The sequence below is a fragment of the Metabacillus niabensis genome, from assembly GCF_902829255.1.
Taxonomy (GTDB): domain Bacteria; phylum Bacillota; class Bacilli; order Bacillales; family Bacillaceae; genus Metabacillus; species Metabacillus niabensis.
Window position 1 is genome coordinate 1 of record NZ_CADEPK010000437.1, and the last position, 5426, is coordinate 5426.

Genomic DNA, 5426 nt, shown 5'->3' on the forward strand with positions numbered 1-5426 from the left:
CGGCATGTTCAGTGGGGGAGAAGATACAGGCTCAACATCGCTTAGTATGTCGTGAGGTAAAACCATCTGATATGAAAAGTTCAAATGGAGGGGAGCTTCTACAAAAAATTCATCATTCAAAAGAGTTATTAAATATGTTAAAACGTTTAGGGAAGCAACCGCTCACTCCTAACAAAATACTTGATGAAATCCAGCAAGCAGTTGCATTTGAAAAAATAAAACAGCCTGAAATTATCCAAGCAGTTGAATTACTTGAGACTCAGCTTCCTGATGTTCAATGCAAGGATCAGGTCGTTTGTCATTGTGATGTCAATCATAATAACTGGTTATTAACTGATACGAATCAGCTTTTTTTAATTGATTGGGATGGTGCAATGATTGCAGATCCTGCAATTGATATTGGAATCCTCTTATATTGGTATATTGAAGAAGCTGATTGGAAGGATTGGCTGTCATCCTATGGCTTGGAGTTAAATGATCAGCTGCTTAAACGAATATATTGGTATGTGTTATTACAAGCAATAACATCGTACTTATTGTATTATGCAAAAAATAATGTCCAAGAAATGCATAATTGGATCGAGCATATCAATGTCATTATGAGTAAAATGAACAAGAATTAACTAAAAGTATCAATATCTTGTATCCATTGTGAAAGTTCATTCTGGTGTGATTGGATATGTTGGTTCAGTGAAGTGGAATTTTTTCCAGACTGACTGTACGTATAAATGTTTTCCAGAATCGCTTTCGTTTGCTGGTCCGTACTGGTATTTGCCATTAATGACTTTACAACTCGTTCTAATTGCTCGCATTCAGCTACTGTTCCGCAGCATTCACTTTGATGCTCAGATAAAATATCTTTAATTAAATTTAATTGATCGTTGTATTGAATTGGCATTTAAAAATCATCCTTTCATAATGAAGCTATTGAAAAAAAGTCCTATGTTAACTGTAAACAAGCTTATATAGATATAACATGCCAAATTAATTAGGAATTATACAGCCCAGAGAATTGATGACGATCGTTTGTTATTGGGAAATATAAAGAAATAAATTATTTGTTTAGTTTTTTCATGGTCTCTTTAAGAGCAAATTTTAATTGATAGAGGTGTCTTCATGCGTTTACGACATAAGCCTTGGGCAAGTGAGTTTATCGCCCAGCAATCTAATTATGCTATTGCAAATCCTGAGCAACATAAAGGGAAATGGCATGAGGTATTTGGAAATAACAATCCTATCCATATTGAAGTTGGTACGGGGAAAGGACAATTTATCGTTGGAATGGCACAGAAAAATCCTCATATTAACTATATAGGGATTGAGCTTTTTGACAGTGTTATAGTTGCTGCACTTCAAAAGGTAGTAGATTTACAGCTGCCAAATCTAAAGTTGTTAAATGTTAATGCAAAGAACTTAACAGAGTACTTTGCAGACAATGAAATTGAACGGGTATATTTGAATTTTTCCGATCCATGGCCAAAATCAAAGCATAGTAAGCGCCGCCTTACGTATAAAACATTTTTGGCTTTATATGAGAAAATTCTTGTAAAAGGCGGAGAAATCCATTTTAAAACAGATAATCAAGGACTTTTTGAATTTTCATTAATAAGCTTTTCCGAATATGGACTACAGTTGAAGTTCTTAAGCCTTGATCTTCATAATAGTGATTATGAAGGAAACATTATGACGGAATATGAAGAGAAATTTTCAAGTAAAGGTCAACGGATTTATCGTGTAGAAGCAAAATACATGAATGAATAAAAGCAAAGGAAACGGCATTTATGTCATTTCCTTTTTTTGTTTATGTTTTAGTCATAAAAGTGTGACATGAACTTCCTTTTTGAATTTGAATATATTCTCATCGATGATAAATACCACACATCGTACGAGATGAAAAAATGACATAAAAATATGATAGAATAACATGAGGGGGGTTGGAAAATGGAGACATTAAAAATTGGTCAAACTAAAATTTCATGGTTAAACGGTGGTGTAACAAACCTTGATGGTGGGGCAATGTTTGGGGTTGTGCCGAAACCATTATGGTCGAAAAAATATCCGGTAAACGAGTTAAATCAAATCGAACTTCGAACAGATCCTATCCTAATACAAAAGAATGGCTTACATATTTTACTGGATAGTGGAATTGGTAATGGAAAATTGAATGAGAAGCAGTTAAGAAACTTTGGAGTTTATGAACAATCGTCAATTGAGGAATCATTAAAGGCTTTAGGTTTAACTGTTACAGATATTGACATTGTTATAATGACGCATATGCATTTTGACCATGCATGTGGGTTAACCAAATGGAAGAATGATAAGCTTGTCTCTGTATTTCCAAATGCGAAAATCGTTACTTCTTCGATTGAATGGGAAGAAATGAGAAATCCTAATATACGCTCACGTAATACATACTGGAAGGAAAATTGGGAAGCAGTAGAAGAACAAGTGGAAACTTTTGAATCTTCAACTGTTATAACTGAAGGGGTTGTCATGCATCATACAGGTGGTCATAGTGACGGTCACAGCATTGTGATTATTGAAGATGGTGGAGAGATGCTTGTCCATATGGCAGATTTAATGCCTACACATGCGCATAAAAATCCATTATGGGTGTTGGCCTATGATGATTATCCAATGGATTCCATTCAAAATAAACAAAAATGGATACAATATGGACAAAGCCATCAAGCGTGGTTTATTTTTTATCATGATGCTTTTTATCGTGGAATAAAGTGGAATGATGAAGGGGCTATTATTGACAGAATTGAACGAAAAAGGGATTAATCGGTGAAAGGAAGGACATGGTAATGTGCCCTTCCGGTTACCTTATGCAATTTGTTCGACATGAATTATCGCACCTGTCTTCGTGTCGACAAAAGCTTCATATTGCTCACATAGATTATCAACTGTTCTAGAAATACCAGCTTTATATACATCAAATGTTAAATGATTAGTTTCATACTTTTCTGGTATTGTATAAATCCAAGAGCCGTCGATAGGGCCCTTTTGTTTAAATGCCTTTTTCACAATGTCTAATGCTTTTTCAGATGAAATTGGGCGCGTTTTTATGTTTTCTTTAAGAATGTAGGTTGCTACTACACCGAGTCCTAAACCGAATAAGAAATATTTACCTTTCAAGGTTGTCACCTCTTCCATGATTTAATAAGGATATGAGAACACAGTATGTAAAGTTAATTGGCAAAGAATTATGATTTGACAATTCCTATCAATTCGTTCAGATAATGATTTAAATTAGTTTTGTTGTCCGTAAGTTGAATAGGTTCCCATTCTAATTATAACATGTTTTTATTTATACCAATAAGATAGTGAGCGAAATGAAAAATTGGCGCATAAAGCGCTTGAAATGAGGGTGGAAAATGAATAGTGAAACGTTACAATTATTCAAAACTTTAACAGAAATTCCAGGAACATCTGGTAATGAACACCAGGTTCGTGCCTTTATGAGAAAGGAACTAGAACCATTATCAGATGAAATAATACAAGATAAATTAGGAAGTATTTTTGGTGTTCGTTATGGAAAGAAAGAGGACCCAGTTATTATGGTAGCTGGGCATATGGACGAAGTAGGATTTATGGTAACCCAAATTACAGATAACGGGATGTTACGCTTTCAGCCATTAGGTGGCTGGTGGAGTCAAGTTATGTTAGCCCAGCAAGTCCAAATTATTACGGAAAACGGTCCTGTTATTGGAGTTATAGGTTCCATTCCACCACATTTATTAAGTGAGGCACAGCGTAATAAGCCGATGGATATCAAAAATATGTTAATCGATATTGGTGCAGATGATAGGGAGGATGCTAAGAAAATTGGAATTAAGCCAGGTCAACAAATTGTGCCAATAAGTCCATTTACGCCATTAGCAAATCCGAAAAAAATATTAGCAAAAGCTTGGGATAACCGGTATGGATGTGGTCTCGCAATCGAATTATTAAAAGAAACGAAAAATGAAACTTTACCAAATACTCTTTATTCAGGGGCAACCGTACAAGAGGAAGTAGGTTTAAGAGGAGCTCAAACAGCAGCTACAATGATAAACCCTGATATTTTCTTTGCGTTGGATGCAGGTCCTGCAAATGATATGAGTGGTGATAAAAAAGAATTTGGTCAATTAGGTAAAGGTGCGGTTTTAAGAATTTATGATCGATCTATGGTTACACATCGTGGATTAAGGGAATATATCCTTGATATGGCTGAAACTCATAATATTCCTTATCAGTATTTTGTATCACAAGGTGGAACAGATGCGGGACGTGTTCATGTATCTAATAAAGGAGTACCATCTGCTGTTATTGGCGTATGTGCCCGCTATATACATACATCTGGATCGATCATGCATGTTGATGACTATGCAGCTGCAAAAGAGTTGTTAATCAAATTAGTAAAATCATGTGACTCTTCAACAGTTGCTTCTATCAAAAATAACGCATAAGATAAGATTTATGCTTTAGCTCGTTTTTTAAATTGTTTTTAGCCTGATTGGAGCTAACCTGCGAAGCTCCTGATTTGAGTATGTGGAACAGGTTAGCTAAGGTGTTTGTGTTTACAACTAAGCCTTTGGTGGTGAGAATCAACCATATGCTAATACTTAGTTAAAACAACAAAGTCTGAGGAACAATTAGGTTGAAAATGGAACTATTGCGAAAGAAGGAAAACGAAGTGAAAATTGCTATTGGGACGCAAAACCCAACAAAAGTAAATGCAGTAAAAAATTCCTTTATGCCTCATATTACTGCTGAATTCTTTTCAGTAAATGCTCCATCGAATGTATCGGCACAGCCTCTATCAGATGATGAGACAATAGAAGGAGCTATTAACAGGGCATTTAATGCTCGTACTGCTATACAAGCTGACATTGGTGTTGGGTTAGAAGGCGGATTAATCAAAACAAAACAAGGGTATTTCCTTTGTAATTGGGGTGCAATTGTTGATCATAAGCTCGAACCAATAGTTGCAGGTGGAGCAAGAATTATTGTCCCTAATGAGATTGGCAGATCGGTATTTCATGGCAAGGAATTAGGTGATGTAATGGACGAGTATGTAAATCTACATAAGGTTAGACATAATCAAGGAGCAATTGGGATTTTTACAAATGGTCTAGTTGATCGTACCTCAATGTTTACACACCTATGCGACTTATTAATAGGGCAGTATTTATATCAGCAACAACATTCATAATGGAAAAGCGGCTATGTGCCGCTTTTTTTGTAGGGAAAATCTCCTTTTCAAACAGTTTTCTTGTCACAATAAAAAAAATAAGGGTATCATAAAAAGGTACTAATTTCCTAGTAAAGCTTATGAGGAGGAGAATCGTGAAATTATTAAAGTCGCTTATTATAGTATTATTTTTGCTGCTTGCAGCCGGTTGTACTCAATCAAAGGCTGATATTAAAGAGGTATCTAT

General features: G+C 35.2%; 7 protein-coding genes. 5 read left to right on the forward strand and 2 right to left on the reverse strand.

The window, feature by feature from the left end:
* The coding region (locus HU235_RS23715; RefSeq protein ID WP_174881798.1) for a phosphotransferase family protein at positions 1-623 on the forward strand (623 nt) is incomplete at its 5' end.
* Here the strand turns inward: HU235_RS23715 and HU235_RS23720 are convergent.
* On the reverse strand, positions 620-898 hold the full coding sequence (locus HU235_RS23720; protein ID WP_095301671.1) for a YtzH-like family protein: 279 nt from the start codon (positions 896-898) through the stop codon (positions 620-622). The genes HU235_RS23715 and HU235_RS23720 overlap by 4 nt on opposite strands.
* 218 nt (positions 899-1116) lie before the next feature.
* On the opposite strand from HU235_RS23720, the gene trmB reads away from it, so the two are divergent.
* Complete coding sequence (gene trmB / locus HU235_RS23725; protein WP_095301670.1) at positions 1117-1761, forward strand: tRNA (guanosine(46)-N7)-methyltransferase TrmB; 645 nt, start codon at positions 1117-1119, stop codon at positions 1759-1761.
* Between the two features lie 180 nt (positions 1762-1941).
* Complete coding sequence (locus tag HU235_RS23730) at positions 1942-2787, forward strand: YtnP family quorum-quenching lactonase (protein WP_174881799.1); 846 nt, start codon at positions 1942-1944, stop codon at positions 2785-2787.
* 42 nt (positions 2788-2829) lie between these two features.
* Here the strand turns inward: HU235_RS23730 and HU235_RS23735 are convergent, their stop codons facing one another.
* A complete protein-coding gene (locus tag HU235_RS23735) occupies positions 2830-3141 on the reverse strand; it encodes a PepSY domain-containing protein (RefSeq protein ID WP_145584208.1) in 312 nt (103 codons plus the stop codon).
* 239 nt (positions 3142-3380) lie between these two features.
* On the opposite strand from HU235_RS23735, the gene HU235_RS23740 reads away from it, so the two are divergent.
* Both HU235_RS23740 and HU235_RS23745 read left to right on the forward strand, forming a co-directional pair.
* On the forward strand, positions 3381-4454 hold the full coding sequence (locus tag HU235_RS23740; RefSeq protein ID WP_095301667.1) for a M42 family metallopeptidase: 1074 nt from the start codon (positions 3381-3383) through the stop codon (positions 4452-4454).
* A 197-nt stretch (positions 4455-4651) separates the two neighbouring features.
* Positions 4652-5200 carry a DUF84 family protein gene (locus HU235_RS23745; RefSeq protein ID WP_233452411.1) on the forward strand — a complete coding sequence of 183 codons (549 nt, stop codon included), beginning with the start codon at positions 4652-4654 and terminating at the stop codon, positions 5198-5200.
* Positions 5201-5426 lie beyond the last annotated feature (226 nt).

Coding starts and splice junctions, on each gene's coding strand:
- HU235_RS23745 (WP_233452411.1), top strand. CDS start 4,652: ATGGAACTATTGCGAAAGAAGGAAAACGAAGTGAAAATTGCTATTGGG.
- HU235_RS23720 (WP_095301671.1), bottom strand. CDS start 898: ATGCCAATTCAATACAACGATCAATTAAATTTAATTAAAGATATTTTA.
- HU235_RS23730 (WP_174881799.1), top strand. CDS start 1,942: ATGGAGACATTAAAAATTGGTCAAACTAAAATTTCATGGTTAAACGGT.
- trmB (WP_095301670.1), top strand. CDS start 1,117: ATGCGTTTACGACATAAGCCTTGGGCAAGTGAGTTTATCGCCCAGCAA.
- HU235_RS23740 (WP_095301667.1), top strand. CDS start 3,381: ATGAATAGTGAAACGTTACAATTATTCAAAACTTTAACAGAAATTCCA.